The organism is Pseudomonas sp. 05N433, from assembly GCF_056396925.1.
On sequence record NZ_JBFTML010000013.1, the window covers coordinates 81,100 to 95,324 of the forward strand.

16 protein-coding genes and 4 tRNA genes are annotated in these 14,225 nt (G+C 56.7%); 10 read left to right on the forward strand and 10 right to left on the reverse strand.

Annotated elements, in window-relative coordinates; translation table 11 throughout:
* Positions 1-32: 32 nt before the first annotated feature.
* From sugE to rdgC, 3 genes are all read right to left on the reverse strand, one after another.
* On the reverse strand, positions 33-347 hold the full coding sequence (sugE, locus tag AC1DIS_RS09685) for a quaternary ammonium compound efflux SMR transporter SugE (RefSeq protein WP_018925158.1): 315 nt from the start codon (positions 345-347) through the stop codon (positions 33-35).
* 119 nt (positions 348-466) lie between these two features.
* Positions 467-1,432, reverse strand: coding sequence for a bile acid:sodium symporter family protein (locus tag AC1DIS_RS09690; RefSeq protein WP_018925159.1), 966 nt, complete (start codon positions 1,430-1,432; stop codon positions 467-469).
* A 177-nt stretch (positions 1,433-1,609) separates the two neighbouring features.
* Positions 1,610-2,530, reverse strand: coding sequence for a recombination-associated protein RdgC (rdgC, locus tag AC1DIS_RS09695; RefSeq protein WP_007936132.1), 921 nt, complete (start codon positions 2,528-2,530; stop codon positions 1,610-1,612).
* 159 nt (positions 2,531-2,689) lie between these two features.
* Here rdgC and AC1DIS_RS09700 point away from each other — a divergent pair.
* The 4 genes from AC1DIS_RS09700 to AC1DIS_RS09715 all read left to right on the forward strand — a co-directional run bounded on the left by AC1DIS_RS09700 (position 2,690) and on the right by AC1DIS_RS09715 (position 3,231).
* Positions 2,690-2,765 (forward strand) — tRNA-Val (locus AC1DIS_RS09700).
* 19 nt (positions 2,766-2,784) lie between these two features.
* A tRNA-Asp gene (locus AC1DIS_RS09705) sits at positions 2,785-2,861 on the forward strand.
* A 198-nt stretch (positions 2,862-3,059) separates the two neighbouring features.
* A tRNA-Val gene (locus tag AC1DIS_RS09710) sits at positions 3,060-3,135 on the forward strand.
* 19 nt (positions 3,136-3,154) lie between these two features.
* Positions 3,155-3,231 (forward strand) — tRNA-Asp (locus tag AC1DIS_RS09715).
* Positions 3,232-3,374: 143 nt separating this feature from the next.
* Here AC1DIS_RS09715 and AC1DIS_RS09720 read toward each other — a convergent pair.
* The gene (locus AC1DIS_RS09720) at positions 3,375-4,511 is read right to left on the reverse strand and encodes a catalase family protein (RefSeq protein ID WP_477744278.1); all 1,137 of its coding nucleotides are present in this window, start codon (positions 4,509-4,511) and stop codon (positions 3,375-3,377) included.
* Between the two features lie 3 nt (positions 4,512-4,514).
* A complete protein-coding gene (locus AC1DIS_RS09725) occupies positions 4,515-6,347 on the reverse strand; it encodes a di-heme-cytochrome C peroxidase (protein WP_018925161.1) in 1,833 nt (610 codons plus the stop codon).
* A 269-nt stretch (positions 6,348-6,616) separates the two neighbouring features.
* Here AC1DIS_RS09725 and AC1DIS_RS09730 point away from each other — a divergent pair, with 269 nt between their 5' ends.
* The 5 genes from AC1DIS_RS09730 (at position 6,617) to AC1DIS_RS09750 (ending at position 9,311) form a co-directional block, all read left to right on the forward strand.
* Positions 6,617-7,330 carry an FKBP-type peptidyl-prolyl cis-trans isomerase gene (locus tag AC1DIS_RS09730; RefSeq protein ID WP_018925162.1) on the forward strand — a complete coding sequence of 238 codons (714 nt, stop codon included), beginning with the start codon at positions 6,617-6,619 and terminating at the stop codon, positions 7,328-7,330.
* Positions 7,331-7,625: 295 nt separating this feature from the next.
* Complete coding sequence (locus tag AC1DIS_RS09735; RefSeq protein WP_028940036.1) at positions 7,626-8,081, forward strand: YkvA family protein; 456 nt, start codon at positions 7,626-7,628, stop codon at positions 8,079-8,081.
* Positions 8,082-8,193: 112 nt separating this feature from the next.
* Positions 8,194-8,535 (forward strand): helix-turn-helix domain-containing protein, encoded by a 342-nt coding sequence (locus tag AC1DIS_RS09740; RefSeq protein ID WP_026286335.1) that lies wholly within the window; start codon positions 8,194-8,196, stop codon positions 8,533-8,535.
* Positions 8,532-8,903 carry a hypothetical protein gene (locus AC1DIS_RS09745; RefSeq protein ID WP_007898892.1) on the forward strand — a complete coding sequence of 124 codons (372 nt, stop codon included), beginning with the start codon at positions 8,532-8,534 and terminating at the stop codon, positions 8,901-8,903. Before AC1DIS_RS09740 ends, AC1DIS_RS09745 begins: the two co-directional genes overlap by 4 nt.
* Positions 8,904-9,311: an SEL1-like repeat protein gene (locus AC1DIS_RS09750; protein ID WP_477744280.1), complete on the forward strand. Its 408-nt coding sequence runs from the start codon at positions 8,904-8,906 to the stop codon at positions 9,309-9,311. It abuts the gene before it with no gap.
* A gap of 102 nt (positions 9,312-9,413) precedes the next feature.
* On the opposite strand, the gene AC1DIS_RS09755 is transcribed toward AC1DIS_RS09750, so the two are convergent.
* From AC1DIS_RS09755 to AC1DIS_RS09765, 3 genes are all read right to left on the reverse strand, one after another.
* Positions 9,414-10,049 carry a hypothetical protein gene (locus AC1DIS_RS09755; protein WP_019579664.1) on the reverse strand — a complete coding sequence of 212 codons (636 nt, stop codon included), beginning with the start codon at positions 10,047-10,049 and terminating at the stop codon, positions 9,414-9,416.
* 102 nt (positions 10,050-10,151) lie between these two features.
* Positions 10,152-10,358, reverse strand: coding sequence for a hypothetical protein (locus AC1DIS_RS09760; protein ID WP_477744281.1), 207 nt, complete (start codon positions 10,356-10,358; stop codon positions 10,152-10,154).
* Between the two features lie 335 nt (positions 10,359-10,693).
* Positions 10,694-12,049 (reverse strand): HEAT repeat domain-containing protein, encoded by a 1,356-nt coding sequence (locus tag AC1DIS_RS09765; protein ID WP_028940038.1) that lies wholly within the window; start codon positions 12,047-12,049, stop codon positions 10,694-10,696.
* A gap of 326 nt (positions 12,050-12,375) precedes the next feature.
* On the opposite strand from AC1DIS_RS09765, the gene AC1DIS_RS09770 reads away from it, so the two are divergent.
* Positions 12,376-12,696 (forward strand): hypothetical protein, encoded by a 321-nt coding sequence (locus AC1DIS_RS09770; protein ID WP_028940039.1) that lies wholly within the window; start codon positions 12,376-12,378, stop codon positions 12,694-12,696.
* 87 nt (positions 12,697-12,783) lie between these two features.
* On the opposite strand, the gene AC1DIS_RS09775 is transcribed toward AC1DIS_RS09770, so the two are convergent.
* Positions 12,784-13,218 (reverse strand): DUF6678 family protein, encoded by a 435-nt coding sequence (locus tag AC1DIS_RS09775; protein WP_028940040.1) that lies wholly within the window; start codon positions 13,216-13,218, stop codon positions 12,784-12,786.
* A gap of 194 nt (positions 13,219-13,412) precedes the next feature.
* Positions 13,413-13,844, reverse strand: a complete 432-nt coding sequence (locus tag AC1DIS_RS09780) for a hypothetical protein (protein ID WP_477744282.1) — start codon at positions 13,842-13,844, stop codon at positions 13,413-13,415.
* Positions 13,845-14,225: the final 381 nt, after the last annotated feature.

Sequence of the window (14,225 nt, forward strand, 5' to 3'; positions counted from 1 at the left end):
ATCGCGGGCTTGCCCGCGATGACGTCAGTGGCCTAAGCGCTGACCTTGAGCCCAACCAACCCGGTAATGATCAGTGCCACACTGGCCAACCGAAACAGTGCCATGGATTCACCAAACAGAATGATCCCGGCGATCACCGTGCCCACTGCACCCACGCCGGTCCAGATTGCATAGGCCGTGCCCAGCGGCAATTCCTTCATGGCAAGGCCCAGCAGGCCAAGGCTGATCGCCATGGCGGCAACGGTCAATGCGGTGGGAAGAGGGCGGCTGAAGCCGTCGGTGTATTTCAGGCCAACGGCCCAGCCGACTTCGAACAGGCCGGCGAAAAACAGAATGATCCAGGACATGGAAGACCTCCATCGATGGATGGGGTCGTCCCCGGATTAAGCACTCGATCGAGCCGCGAGGTCGTCCCCGCGTTGCGCGATAGAGTGCCCATCATTAACCCGAGGATCAAGTTTTCGGATCAGTCAGCCACTTGCTGAGCAGCGATTTTCCGATCCTCTTTTTCGCTCATGCGACGGAAATAGGTGGAGAGCAGGGCCCCGGAAATGTTGTGCCAGACGCTGAACAGCGCGCTCGGCACCGCCGCCAGCGGCGAGAAGTGCGCACTGGCCAGTGCCGCACCCAGACCGGAGTTCTGCATGCCGACTTCCAGTGCCAGGGATTTGCGCTGGGCCAGCGGCAGGTTGAACAGGCGCCCGGTGAAGTAACCCAGCAAGTAGCCGAAGCTGTTGTGCAGCATCACCACGGCCATGATCAGCAGACCGGATTCGGCAATCTTCGCCTGGCTGGCGGCCACCACGGCCGTGACGATGATCACGATGCTCACCACCGATACCAGCGGCAACACTTCTACCGCGTGACGAACCCGATCACCGAGTACGCGTTGGGCAACCACGCCAAGTACGATCGGCAACAGCACGACTTGCAGGATCGACCAGAACAGCTCCATGAACGACACCGGCAACCAGGCCGAGGCCAGCAGCCAGATCAGCGCCGGTGTCAGCAATGGCGCGAGGAGGGTGGTGACGGCGGCAATGGCCACCGACAACGCCAGGTCGCCGCGAGCCAGCCAGGTCATCACGTTCGACGAAGTGCCGCTCGGGCAGCAGCCGACCAGAATCACCCCGACGGCGATCTCTGGCGGCAGGTGGAATACCTGGCAGAGTAACCATGCCATGCCGGGCATGATCACGAAGTGGGCGACCACGCCCAGGGCCACGCGCCACGGATGGCGAGCGACTTCGGCGAAGTCTTCGAGCTTGAGGGTCAGGCCCATGCCGAACATCACCAGCCCCAGCAGCGGCACAATGGCGCCTTTCAAACCGATGAACCAGGCCGGCTGCAGAAACGCCACGATGGCGAAAATCAGTACCCAGTAAGCGAAGGTGTTGCCGACAAAACGACTCAATGCAGCGAGTGCGCGCATGGCCTGATCCTTGTTATGTGTTTAAAAGCGGGTAGGGCTTGGAACTTGGGTTGCCTGCAAAAAGATCGCAGCCTTCGGCAGCTCCTACATTTGAAATGCGATCCTTTGTAGGAGCTGCCGAAGGCTGCGATCTTTTCTTACCAGGCGCCGCCGATCAAGGCCGGCGCCCTAAGGCAATCAGATACCCTGTGGGGTCTCTTCACCACCCAACGCTTCAACCAGTGCTGGCAGGAAGTCGCCGAAGGTCAGCATCATCAGGGTGAAGCTGGCGTCCAGTTGGCCGAGTGCTTCGTCGCCACCGTCCTGCTCCGCCTGATCTTGCAGCAGGTCTTCGAACTTCAGGCGCTTGACCACCATTTTGTCGTCAAGCACGAACGACAGTTTGTCCTGCCAGGCCAGCGACAGTTGAGTGACCACTTTGCCGGTGCTCAGGTGCAGCTGGATTTCTTCGCTGGTCAGGTCCTGACGCTTGCAGCGCACGATGCCGCCGTCTTCGTGGGTGTCGCGCAGTTCGCACTCGTCCAGCACAAAGAAATCGTCTGCGGCTTTCTGAGTGGTAACCCACTCGGTCATGGTTGCGGTCGGCGACATCTTCACCGTCAGCGGACGTACCGGCAGCGAGCCGATCACTTCACGCAGGGTGGACAGCAGGTCTTCGGCACGTTTCGGGCTGGCCGAGTTCACCAGGATCAGGCCCTGTTTTGGCGCAATGGCGGCGAAGGTCGACGAGCGACGGATAAAGGCGCGAGGCAGGAAGGCCTGGATGATTTCATCCTTGATCTGATCGCGTTCCTTTTTATAGACCTTGCGCATTTGTTCGGCTTCGATCTCTTCGACCTTTTCCTTCACTGCGTCACGCACGACGCTGCCCGGCAGAATGCGTTCTTCTTTACGGGCGGCGATCAGCAGGAAGTCTCCGCTGACGTGTACCAGCGGTGCATCTTCGCCTTTGCCGAAGGGCGCGACGAAACCGTAGGTGGTCAACTCCTGGCTTGCACATGGACGCGCCAGTTTGGTGGCCAGTGCAGTTTCCAACGCCTCGGCATCAAAAGGCAGATCTTGGGTCAGGCGATAGATAAGCAGGTTTTTGAACCACATGGGGTGAGTCTCTCCTTTATACAAAGGGGGGCATTATTGTCTTCGCCGGGTCATAGGCCAACCCTTCTCTAAGCCTTTGGAAGGCCTGAGAAAATTATTTAAAAAAGTGCTTGCCAGAGGTTGGGTCGCTCCGTAGAATGCGCGCCACACCGAAGCGAAGGGTGATTAGCTCAGCTGGGAGAGCGTCTGCCTTACAAGCAGAATGTCGGCGGTTCGATCCCGTCATCACCCACCATTCGTTTCAAGTGTTTAGCGCAGCGGTAGTTCAGTCGGTTAGAATACCGGCCTGTCACGCCGGGGGTCGCGGGTTCGAGTCCCGTCCGCTGCGCCATATTCGGTAACCTGGACCACTGAACGCCAGGTCACCACGGAAAAACCCGCTGAGGCGGGTTTTTTTCTGTCTCAAGTTTGTACCTTGTTCCATCGGGTTGTGTCGTTTCACCGGTTTTCGGATTTTTTTGAAAAAAACTTCAATTAAATCAACACTTTACGAAAACTTGTGGCATAATGCGTCCCGTAACGAAGCGAAGGGTGATTAGCTCAGCTGGGAGAGCGTCTGCCTTACAAGCAGAATGTCGGCGGTTCGATCCCGTCATCACCCACCATTCGTTTCAAGCGTTTCGCGCAGCGGTAGTTCAGTCGGTTAGAATACCGGCCTGTCACGCCGGGGGTCGCGGGTTCGAGTCCCGTCCGCTGCGCCATATTCGGTATCTGGAACACTGAACGCCAGATCACCACAGAAAGCCCGCTTAATGCGGGCTTTTTGCTGTCTGGGATTTGGCTTTTTGCCGGACTCACTGAAGAAAGCGACCTGTTCGGGTCGCTTTTTTCGTTTCTGCCTTACTTATTGTTCGCCGTTGCGGCTGTGTCGGTAGTCGCTAACGGCCTCGTACACCGCTTTGCGCAACCGGTTGATTCCACCAATCGGCCGATGGGCTTCAAGGCCGAACCATGGATTGAACGACAGGTTGTCGCATTGCAGGTTCAGCGCCGGGGTGTCGAAATCCTGGGCGGGCAGCTTGATCCTGGCCACGGTTTCGAAGGGCGCGTCTCGTTCACGCCACTCGATGCTGGTGTCTTCGATCGGCATGTATTGGCCCGGATCCTGACGCTGGATCTGCAAAACGAAACAGGCCGGCACCCGATCAGTCGACAGCTGCTGGTTCAGCGCACTGCGCAGGAAGTTCGGCAGGTTTTGATTTTGCGTGGGCAGCGTGTAGGTCGGGCAGCTCTCCGGATCCGGTATCACCCGGAATTTGACGTTGGCCTCACCAAACTTGTACGGCGAAACCGAAAAGTAGGTGGTCTGGGTCGGGCTTGCCGGGGCAGGGGAGAGTGTCGCCAGCGCAATAAACAGATGACGAACCTGCCAGGTGCGCGGATCCCAAGCCGGGAAGAACGCCATTATCGTTTTGCCGTCAGCCTGAGCGGCCACATTCTGACGATACTCGGCGACATCGCTGACAAAGAAGTTCGGATGGTTGAACATCACGAAATCCTGCTCGTTGCGCCCTTGTCGATCACTCAGCAACTGTTTACCCGGCACATCGAACAACTTGATCGCCATGCCCCGGGCATCGCGGATGCTGTCGAACTGCGGATAGGCATTGCCGTTGGACAGACGCATCGTCGCTTGCCAGGTTTTGCCGGGTTCGCTGAACACGCCTTGGCGCAACGCCGTCGCCAGATCCGGCAGCACCTGAACCTCGGCCTTCACGCAACCATGGGCCTTGGCGTGAGCATCGCGCAGATAGCGAGTACTTTCGCGGTGTTGATCGACGATCCGCACCGCTGTCTGGATGATGTCCCGGGTCATCGCCGCTTCGCCGTCCGGAATCAGTTCTTCAGCCGATACCGGGCCGCGATGTTGCCAGGCGAGCCATGCCATGGTCAGCGCCCAGCCGAGGACCCCCAAACCCAACATCCAAAGCAGGGTTTTACCAAGGAAGGCACCCAGACGTAGCCAGAGCGTGATCAGCATGGGTCAATCCTTTTGACTGATGAGGTGGTCTGGCAATTGCGACTCCAGCGGGCCGCCCAACACTTTCAGGTATTCCAGCAGCGCCCAGCGCTCCTGCGGTTGCAGCAGGCGACCGATCACGCCATTACCGCGCTCGCCGTCGCGGAATTCGTGGCCGCTGTTGTGATTGCCGGTAATACGCGTGTCGAACACAAAACCGTTGGTGAAGGCTTCGGTGCGATAGCCCAGGTGTTTGGGATCGTATTCGAAGGTGCCCTTGTAGAACGTTGTTGCACGTTCATCCTGGGGCGAGAGCAGTTGATAAATGCTCGGCACCGAACCGTTGTGCAAAAACGGCGGCGTGGCCCAGACGCCCGCCAGCGGCCGGGCCTTATAGCTGCGTAATTCCTGGACGCCGATAGGCAAGCCGAAACCGTCCAGGTTCGGCCGCTCCGCCGGCGTCACATTGGCAGCGCGATAGGCCTGGTTCCCCACGAAAGCAGTGACGTAGGCCAGCCCCTTGGCCACTGACAACTGGCTCAAATCCAAGGGCTCCGTGGGTTTTGGATGCAATTGCACGTCCAGTTGCGCAAGCTCTGCCGGATCCCACTGCAGGGCTGTCAGATCGAAGCGGTGGTCGGCAATATTGTTGGCGGCGCCGGGGTCTGTGCCWATCACCTCCACGGGCAGTAAGTTCAGGTGGTGCACCGGTCTGCCGTCGCTTTGGGTGACGCGGGGGACGTGGCACCCAGCGCAGTTTTCCGCGAATAGTGCGCGGCCTTTTGCGGCCAACGGTTTGTCGATGGAGCCCAGCAAGGCTTCCGGCCAGACGGGCGGCTTGAGTCGTTGCAGGGTTTGTTCGATCCGGTGCAGATCGCGCACCCGGACGCTGGACGGGTAGCGATCGTCGCCCTTGAGGGGCTGCCCGCTGGCGTCGAAGAAATTCAGCGTGGCGCCGACACCCAGGGCCTCGCCGATGTTACGGGCCATCGGTTGCTGCGCCGAACCGTTCCACTGCACCCAGTCGAAGGTCCACATGTCCCACAGTTGCGGGTAGTCCACCGGCGCGTTGGCCACGCGGTAGTTGGCCGGCGAAATGGCGTCGCCGAAGCTGGCGTTGGCAATGCGCCCGAAGGCGTCGGTACGGCCGGGGCCTTCTTCGGTGGGGTAGAGCCCGCGATGGGTATCGTTCCAGGCCACTTTCAAGAAGGTATCGAGTGAGCTTTTGAAGTCCTGGCGTAGCTGTTGATGCCGGGCGTCATAGTCCTGGCCCAGGACATTGCGCGCGAAACGTTCGAATTTCCACGGGTTGTAGTAAGTCGAGGCGAGGCTGGCCACCAGTGCCTGGCCGAAACTGCCGCCGCGCAGGGTCGGGACGCTGGATGGCAACACATGCTGGGCCGAGCCACCGTCGATGCGCACGGCCTGGCCGTTGAAACGCAATTCGCCGGTGTGGCAGGCGGAACAGGTGATGTCCAGAAACTCTTCCTGGCTGCCCGGATTCTGATGACGGGCGAAACCGACGGGCAGGTTGCCAGGGTTGTCTGGCGTGGCTTTCTGGCTCGGATCGATCAGAAAACCAAAGCGTGCGAGGTATTCGGGGGCGGCGAATCGTTTTTGCGAGAACGGCAGTTCGAGCGCGTTGAACCAGTCATAGCGCAAGCCTTTGACCTGGGTGCCTTGGGGCGTGAAGTAGTAGGCCTGGCGGTCTGCGGCGCTCCATTGCTCCAGGTAATGCACCTGTTGCGCCGGTGACCAGGCCGGTAATTTCGGGTTGGCGACGTAGTACAGCACCACGGCGAGGCCCAGCCCCAGTAGTACTGCGATCAGAATCAGCAAGCGGATTATGAGGCGCACGATAAACATCCTTGTCAATTTGTAGCTCTCTTATGCCTCAGCTGATGAAGTGCGGCAAGAGGCCATTACGCCAAGGGCTGTGGGAACCGGCATCGGGGGCTGTGAGAGCCAGATGACAGAAGCTTCATCGTTCTAATCCCGAAATGCGTTTAAACACCTGAACTTATCGGAAGTTTCCTGCTCTCATGCCGGTAGCCATTGGTCGTGGCCGCCTGATAAGCTCGCGGCTTTACTCGATTGCCCTTTAGGCGCATGAACAAGGAAATAGCATGAAACAGCATCGGTTGGCGGCGGCGGTGGCCCTGGTTGGCCTGGTACTTGCGGGTTGTGATTCGCAGACCAGCGTAGAGCTGAAAACCCCGGCGCAAAAAGCTTCCTACGGCATTGGCCTGAACATGGGCAAAAGTCTGGCTCAGGAAGGCATGGATGATCTGGACTCCAAAGCCGTAGCCCAAGGCATCGAAGATGCCGTCGGCAAGAAAGAACAGAAACTGAAGGATGAGGAACTGGTTGAAGCCTTCGCAGCGCTGCAGAAGCGTGCCGAAGAGCGTTTGGCCAAGATGAGCGAAGAGTCGGCAGCCGCCGGCAAAAAATTCCTCGAAGAGAATGGCAAGAAAGCCGGTGTCGTCACCACGGCTTCCGGCCTGCAATACGAAGTGGTCAAGAAGGCCGATGGCGCACAGCCTAAGCCGACCGACGTAGTGACTGTTCACTACACCGGTAAACTGACCAACGGCACCGTTTTCGACAGCTCCGTCGAGCGCGGCAGCCCGATCGATCTGCCGGTCAGCGGTGTGATTCCGGGTTGGGTCGAAGGCCTGCAACTGATGCACGTTGGCGAGAAGTACAAACTGTACATCCCTAGCGACCTGGCTTACGGCGCCCAAAGCCCTAGCCCGGCGATTCCAGCCAACTCGGTGCTGGTATTCGACCTGGAGCTGCTGGGCATCAAGGATCCAGCCAAACAAGACGACGCCAAGTAATCCGCGTCTGCTCGAAAAAACAACGCCTCGCTTATGCGGGGCGTTGTTGCATCTGGGGTTTGGTGAAGGTAAACAAAGCGAACGGATGCGGTACGCTGCAGTCATAGCCAGTGAGAGTGCCCGAGCTAGACGGACCGGTGCGCCAAGTCAATGAAATCTTGGGTTTTTTTATGTGAGTAAAAAACGCCCGATCTGAGCAAGACCCTTGTGAAACGGGGCTTCCAGCGGTGAAATGCAGCTCTGTTCACAAGGTTATCCACAATTTGTGTGGATAACATTTCAGTGGGAGGAAAAGATGAAAATGCCCTGGAATTTCGCCCGCTTCCTGCCAATGGCCGGGCGCCTGCTCGCCCGTGGTCGTTTGCCGACCCTGCTGTTCGCGGTTGCCAGCAAAGGCGCGAGCCAAGGTAATCGTCTGGGCAAACTTAAAGACGATCTGCGCTTGTTACAGGCACTCTGCCTGGCCTACTGGCGTGGCGAGTACCGGGCCATCAGCCCGAAAGCGATGGTTTCGGTGGTGGCCGGCCTGATGTATTTCCTGAGCCCGGTGGATGCGATCCCGGATTTCATCCCGGTGTTCGGCATGCTCGACGACATTGCCGTCCTGGCCTGGCTGATGAAAGTCCTCGATGACGAACTCAACGCCTTCCGCGCCTGGCGCAAGCGTCAGGCGCCGGAAAAACTCGCAGTGGTTGAACGCCTGCCCGATACCCCGGAACAGCTGCAACTTCAGGGCCCGAAAAAAAACTGAACCGATTCAGGATCATCCATATTCATACCCCCCGCGACCTTGGCCGCTGTTAGGATTACACTTCTAAGGAAAAGTGCCGACTCGCTACGTGTCGTTGTCCTACGGGGTAGTCATGGATATTCAGATAATTACACGCGAAGGCGAACCAGAATATGCGGTTCTGCCATGGGCTCAGTATCAGGCTCTACTGAAAGCAGCAGGCATCAACGAACAACCACCGCGCGAAGCCACAGTGCGTCCCGCGGCCACATCAGACCAGACTCTTCCGGGTCTGGATCAACTACGCAGTTTGCGCGAAGGGAAGGGCATCGCCATTGAGGCGCTTGCCCGCACGGTAGGCATCAGCCCGTCATATCTCGCCTTGATCGAAAGCGGTGAGCGTCAACCCGACGCTGCTATTCGCCGCAGCCTCGCCTGGGAGTTGACGGTGCCAGGATGGAGGGATGAATCGTGAGCGTACGCATCAGTCGTCAACATTGGGATGGATTGCTGGGGGAACTGGATCAGGCGCGCCGTCAGCGCCATCTTCTGACTTATCGGGCATTGCTGGAGCGATTGCAGCTACCCACGCCCGCCATGCAAACCCTGACCGCCGCCCTTGAACACCTGGCCGCGCTGGACGCCAGGGCCGAGCAGCCGCTGCGCAGCTCGCTGGTGATCAGCCAGGGCGCCAGTCGCTTGCCGCGCACCGGCTTCTTCGAATGTGTCGAGCGCCTCGGACGCTTCTCCGGACCGTCCGACGGCGTGGCTGCCGCGTCCTGGCATGCCTCGGAAGTGGTGCGGGTGTTCGAATACGAGTACCCCGAGTCGGCAGAAGCCTGAGTGTTCCTACGACTCAAGGCGCGGGCCGGTTACTGGCTGGCCCGCCGGTTGTTCCACTGGTCGTGGTTTGTGCGCCAACCGCGCGGCTGGCGCTGGCTCGAGGGCCAGTTCGCGCGCATGGCCAACCTGGGCGATGTCGCCGCCCAGAGCTTCTACGGCCACATCCTGACCTTTCGCGGCGTCGGTCTTGGGGCTCGCGAGGAGGGTGTGCGATTACTGCGCCTGGCCGCGTTGGCGGGGGATGGCAAGGCGGCGTATCAGGTGGGCGTGATCTGCCTCGCGGGGACGCCGAGCAAGGCACCGGATCCGGTGGAAGCGGCGCGGTTTTGGCGTATTGCCTTGAAGGCCGGGCATCCGTTGGCTGAGATTAAGTTGAAAGAGTTGGCGAGTGACGATACTGCGCAGTGATTCGATGTCCTTCGATGAGCAAGCGTTGTGGGGGGGATCTAACGATGGTCAATTGTAAATTCTGTGGCGAGCTGCTTCGAAAAACGGCGGTGGGCCCGTTACCTATTGATCAACAACCCCGTTATAAACAACAGTCCCGGCTCCCTCCTTCTTAACCGTAAGCTTATTCCCCTCCGCCACGGCCTCAACCAACTCAGAACACCCATCCACCACCCGCGTTCCATCAACACGCTCAGCCTTGCTGTCAAAACTGAAAACATAAGTAGATGCCGGACAACCATTCCCTCCCTCTCCCGTGGAAACCACCACCACATATTTACTCGGCCCAAACGTATAAGCCTTTTCAATAGACACGTAACCGGTGTACTCAGCCTGCTCCACAATTGATTCCATGAGATTCACCACGCCAGCCCGCGATTGATAATTCAGAGCGGTCCCCATCTCCTTGGTCTCGGTAGTGAAAGGCCCTGCTCGCTCGGCACTCACGGGCAAGGTTTCATAGGCAACACCGGGAGGCGCAGGTGGTGCAGGCTGCGCGATTTGCGTCGTGGCGATGGGCTTTACAATGGGGCTTTGCAGGGGCTCAGGGATATCGCATTGGCCATTTTTGCAAATGAAATCCCCTTGGCAGTCGATATCTTCCGAGCACTGGTTCGTTTCTTCGAAGGTGCTCTGGTCAGCCTTGGCGTAGCTGACGACGGCCAGAGCCAGGAGGGTGCAGGCAAACAGACGCTTCATCTGTGAAGTCCTTTTCTTGGATGGTGGCCTGATGATAACTGCAAATCTTCGGGGATTGTCCCCTGGTTGCGTTCTTGCGAATCGCTTAGTGGCTCCTGGCATTCAGGAAAAAGGGATACGATCAATTTCGTGCTGACTCATTGCTCGCCAGTCGCTCGGGACAATGCCGTACTCGGCCTCTGCGCACTTCATGGTCTCCTCCAGAGTCAGCATGAGGTGGTCGTCTTCGATTTGCAGTGCCTGGTAGTCCTCGAAGCGGATTTCAAGATAAACCGGGGCGTCACCTTCGACCTCCAAGCCGAACAGCACGATGGCAGTGACCCAGGGGCGGGAGTTGTGGGTCTTACGGACATTTGCAAAAAGGGGTCGAGCGGTTGCAAATCGGAAAAAGGGACTGACTTTTTTGAGGGAAATAAATCAGTTCCCTTTTTGCTGCTTCGGGTCGGTCCGCATGACTTCAAAATTCCTCCAGTCCGTCRTGTTTTCGCAATGAAAGCATACGAGTCTTGTCGGAAGAAAATTGGGCATAACAGAGTTTTTCGGCACGCTAATGTGCTGTTTAGTGCTTATGAGTGACTGCATTTAGCCGATTGCATCCAGGGGCACGAGCGCTGTCGATCAATATGTCCCTCTTTACTTACAGGTCATTCTGCAATACGGGCTACGCTGTCGCTGCGGATGAGTCCTGCCGCGGCTAAGTTCCGGAGCTTTTGCGCCAGTGTTTCTCGCTCGGCCTTTGAGGTGACCGGATCGACGATTTGATATTGGCGATCGCACCACATCCCAACCTGACGTAGCCAAAAAGCCTGTGCACCTGTTTCAGTGCTCAGCCGCCCCAGTAGGTACGCCACCTGCTGCCAACCCGGCCTCAATTGAAGTATCGCTTGGCGGCGTGCCGTCGACAGTTCATGCCAATCCCGATCTAATTTGTCGCCTGATCCAGGGGTCACAGATTTCCAAGGTTGCTTGTTCAGTTGAGCGACTGCGGCGTAAAACACTTTGTCTGATGGGTCGTCAAGCGCCCTCAGCAACTCGGTCAATTGGTTGTCGCCAAGCAGGCGTATGGCCGCTTGCCGCACGGAGGAATAGTGAGAGCGCATCGCTTCTGTTAGCCACCGCTTGTCCAGAGGGACTTTAAGTTCGGTTGCCAAGCCAATAATACCGAGCCAATCCTGTTTCCGTGGTGGAAAGCCCAGATTCAATTTCTCCGTCAGGATGGCGCTTGCATCGACGTTATGGCGTACTGCTGCCCAGCGCGCCAAACTACGGATCGAGGTCGATGCATCCAGCAAGGCCTGGCGCAACAATGGCTTCGGATCGTCGACCAACGGCAGTAGGGCGCGCAGCACRCAAACACGCACTTTGGCGCCGGGTCGTGATAGGGCTTCAAGTAACAGTGGTGATGCTTGCGCAGCTGGTAAATCTTGACATGCTGACACGGCAGCTAACCGTACGGTCAGCTCGCGATGGGCCAGGGCGTCCCTTAAAAGCGTCTCCGGCGCTGAGTCCTTTTCCAGCAATAGCGCAAACAGATAGCGCGCAGCTTTACCTTGTTGCGAAAGGAAATTGGCGTAGACCTCAGTCTTGATCTCGGGTGACTGCAGTACAGAGCGAGCGGCCATGAGCGTGGGACCATGATCGGCTCTTCGGCGCGCGGCCAACGCTATGAGAGGTTCCAGCGCGAACAATAGCGCCTGAGCCTGGGATGGAGTCATATAGTGATTCAGCCCCTCCAACGCTAGATCGCGAATCTGGGGTACCCAGTCGTTCAAACGCTGTATCAAAGCTACTAACGCTTCAGGAGAAGGATTATTGCACAGCCCCCTGACAGCGACTTCTCGAATGAAGCCGTTGTAGTGAGTACTGACCTCTATCCATTTTCCATTGTCCTCTGCATTCCCTAGCAGTTCCAACGCTTCGTTTCGCCGCTGTTCCGCCAATGAGGAAGCCGGCATTTGCTGGTTCTTCAGTCTACCCAGCCATTCCCTTATTAAGTTCATTTTTTAATCCTTTTAATGCTCGTGCGGGCTGTCTTGTTAACACTTTAACCAATTTCTCAGGTCGACTGCATTCAGTTGGAAAGGATGCTTCCGGCCGATTTCTGCCTGTCGTGAAGGGGGCAGTCGACCCAAACCTGTCATCTGAATTGCGTTCATTGACATGCACGTCAGCCGCCACGCTTAAAATCGTGCCGATGATTTACTGATCTCAGACACAGGCTGATCGGTTGGGTAAGCTGGGAGGTTACGGTCGCACCGCTAGTGGAATCTGACAGGATAAGTGGATTCAGGTGCGTGGGGGATTTTTGTTTACCTTATGAGGCACCATGGACTCTTCTTTTGACGAATTGATCGACAGGGCGATGTATCTGGGCGTACATCAAGTTGCATACCCAATTGATATCTTAGGTACTGCTAGGTTGTTAGCAGAGCACGCATCCGACGATGCGGACTTTGAAAAGATACTTTCACTGGTTTCAGACCCAGAGAACCATTTTACTCGCTGGGCCGCCATACGAGCCATTGTGATCCTGGGGCCTGCATCGGTGGCCAAAGCCCGCGAAACGCTGAGCGTCCGGATGACGCTTGAGGATTTTCCTCTCGCCCGACAAGAACTACACAATGCGCTGGCTTCGACGACAGGGTGATGCGGTCACCCTGAAAACGGGATTAGCTGTCAGCGACTATGCTATATGGGGCCCTTGAGACAATGAGTCTCCTTTTTTCGCAGACTATTATACTGGCGGAAAATCTTCATACGATTTTGGGAAGTATCCCCAAATTCTCAGAACGTCGGCGCGCACGTCAAACTCGAAGCCAATTTGTGCGACCACCTTCGATATTTCGTCTGTATGGTCAATGGTTGTACTTGCAAGCAGCCTTCCTTTTGAGGGGGCGGCTTCTGACAAGCCAATGTCGAACCATTCGACGGACGCAAATGGAAACGGCAGATGGTAAAACCACTCGACATCCCACCCTGAGACATATCCAGTGACGGACTTGGATCGGTAAGACGGACGCCAACCCTGACACTGGCGGAAATGGTTGATCAGCTCATCCCACTTGGTATTGTTCGATGCACTTGCCAAGTTTCTCGTAGCTATGGCAGCATGGATTTTCTTCCGTATTGCATCATCATGGCCCGCACCGGACCTCGGTAGCTCGCTCATATTCAGTTCTATCGATTTTTTAGTCTATGGAAAAGGGGACTGATATATTTTTAAGGAAATAAATCAGTCCCCTTTGTCATGCTTTGTCATGGTCAATTATAAATTCTGTGGCGAGCTGCTTTCGCCTGTGGATTCAGCCGGTCGATGCAAGCCCGCTTCCAGCCCAAAAGCGATAAACTCTCAATTTGTGAAAGCTAACCTCTAAGGGTACGCATTATTTCCTGGACCACCGGCTTCGTGTATTTCTCACTCGGGTCAGTCTCCGGAGGGTCGTTACTGCGGATCCATTCACCTTGATCGAATGCTTGGTAAAGCGAGAAAGCGGGCTGAGGCATTTCGTTAGTCATGCCCACTTCAATCACGGCATTTATGATCCCGTTCATGACGCCGTCGCAAAAATCATAGATCAAAGATCCCTGTAGATAGCCTTCCGCAACCGTGACGGACAGCTCGTTCAGCACATCTTGCGGTGCTACATCAAACTTCTCGCAAGTGGCGGCAAGATTACTCAGCGTTAAACCGTCTGCTTCAGCTTTCACCGAAAGCTCCTTGAGTTCATTCTTCGGTAACACCCTGATCATGAGCTTCTTCCGGTTAGGTGCGACGGTAACGCTTGCATCACTCATAAGGCTTTCCGGCCAACAGGATGGCCGCACAGCGCTGCCACACGTTCAATACCATGCTGCAATATGGCTTCATGGACGGTCAACTTCGGCTACAGGCAATGTTCGCTTCGGGTCGGTCCGCATGACTTCAAAATTCCTCCAGTCCGTCATATTTTCGCAATGAAAGCATACGAGTCTTGTCGGCAGAAAATAGGGCATTACAGAATGTTTCGGCACGATAATGTGCTGTTTTAATTATGGAAAATGGATTTTAAGGACAGCCGATGTCGATGTCTTGTCAGATCATGGATAAATCTGAGAGTGGTGGATGCGGGTGCAAGATCCAGAAGATTCTGTTGCAAACTGCAACAGCCAATACGGTTTCGGATGACAAGGTGGTAT

What these genes read in the sequence shown, in the direction of transcription:
- AC1DIS_RS09730 (WP_018925162.1), top strand. Translation starts at nt 6,617, where the DNA reads ATGAAACAGCATCGGTTGGCGGCGGCGGTGGCCCTGGTTGGCCTGGTA.
- AC1DIS_RS09735 (WP_028940036.1), top strand. Translation starts at nt 7,626, where the DNA reads ATGAAAATGCCCTGGAATTTCGCCCGCTTCCTGCCAATGGCCGGGCGC.
- AC1DIS_RS09690 (WP_018925159.1), bottom strand. Translation starts at nt 1,432, where the DNA reads ATGCGCGCACTCGCTGCATTGAGTCGTTTTGTCGGCAACACCTTCGCT.
- AC1DIS_RS09770 (WP_028940039.1), top strand. Translation starts at nt 12,376, where the DNA reads ATGGACTCTTCTTTTGACGAATTGATCGACAGGGCGATGTATCTGGGC.
- AC1DIS_RS09720 (WP_477744278.1), bottom strand. Translation starts at nt 4,511, where the DNA reads ATGCTGATCACGCTCTGGCTACGTCTGGGTGCCTTCCTTGGTAAAACC.
- AC1DIS_RS09775 (WP_028940040.1), bottom strand. Translation starts at nt 13,218, where the DNA reads ATGAGCGAGCTACCGAGGTCCGGTGCGGGCCATGATGATGCAATACGG.
- AC1DIS_RS09780 (WP_477744282.1), bottom strand. Translation starts at nt 13,844, where the DNA reads ATGAGTGATGCAAGCGTTACCGTCGCACCTAACCGGAAGAAGCTCATG.
- sugE (WP_018925158.1), bottom strand. Translation starts at nt 347, where the DNA reads ATGTCCTGGATCATTCTGTTTTTCGCCGGCCTGTTCGAAGTCGGCTGG.
- AC1DIS_RS09755 (WP_019579664.1), bottom strand. Translation starts at nt 10,049, where the DNA reads ATGAAGCGTCTGTTTGCCTGCACCCTCCTGGCTCTGGCCGTCGTCAGC.
- rdgC (WP_007936132.1), bottom strand. Translation starts at nt 2,530, where the DNA reads ATGTGGTTCAAAAACCTGCTTATCTATCGCCTGACCCAAGATCTGCCT.
- AC1DIS_RS09740 (WP_026286335.1), top strand. Translation starts at nt 8,194, where the DNA reads ATGGATATTCAGATAATTACACGCGAAGGCGAACCAGAATATGCGGTT.